General features: G+C 41.7%; 1 protein-coding gene and 1 pseudogene. One reads left to right on the top strand and one right to left on the bottom strand.

The annotated features are described in order from the left end of the window. Positions 1 to 319: response regulator transcription factor (locus JCM15124_RS12565; protein ID WP_024999676.1), on the top strand; the 319-nt coding region annotated here is incomplete at its 5' end. 10 nt (positions 320 to 329) lie between these two features. Here the strand turns inward: JCM15124_RS12565 and JCM15124_RS12560 are convergent. Continuing rightward, a pseudogene (locus tag JCM15124_RS12560) lies at positions 330 to 761 on the bottom strand (ThiF family adenylyltransferase); the annotation flags it as partial.

The following is a 761-nucleotide window of genomic DNA, read 5'->3' as shown; positions in this document are numbered from 1 at the left end:
GATAGGTATGTGTGTCGTATCGCTGTCTTCACATAAAACAGTAGGACATGTAGAGTTTCACAAGAATGGACTCCGCAATTATTGGAAATACTCTTTTGAGGGGCACCGATGGAAAGAATGTGAAGGAGTTTCGCTAAAAGAAGAGGAACTTGAGGTTCTACGATTGTCGGCAGCAGGCCTTACAATGACGGAAATAGCAGACAGAATGTGTCGCTCGTTAGATTCAATCAAAACATATAAACGCCACGCCTTTGACAAGTTAGGCGCGGCGAATATTACAGAAGCTATTTCAAGGGCAACCTTAAATAAGCTGTTCTGAAAATAATAACTTACGTCAAAAGCGAAGAGAAATAGAATTTTGGAAAATAGTTCACCGGTTTTTCTGTAGCAAGATTGTACATTGCCGTTGTACACAATCCTGCGGTAATCCACGAAGCTATGGATAATTGTGGAGGTGGCAGCATTTCGCTTTCCTTTTTATATTGGGTTACAATTTTGTCTAACCATTCTTTGGGTTGATTCCAAAAGGCTCCGTGCCCCGTAACATATTCAGCCACTTTCAACTCAAACCCTTTAGGCTCTTCTGTCAGTTCAGACAAGGAATGCCCCAATGGGTCTACAATCGTAACAAAGCCGGCCCAACCAAAGTTGTATGGGTGCAGTACCGGGATTTTTCTTTCTCTGCAAATTTCATCAAAGACGAATGGGGTTTTATCCTTAAAGTCTAATGCATTGATAGCCACATCATGTCCATTCAGCAT

The organism is Prevotella falsenii DSM 22864 = JCM 15124, from assembly GCF_000613945.1.
Taxonomy (GTDB): Bacteria; Bacteroidota; Bacteroidia; order Bacteroidales; family Bacteroidaceae; genus Prevotella; species Prevotella falsenii.
Note: the sequence above shows the minus strand (reverse complement) of the source record. Positions and strands in the feature narration are given on the sequence as shown.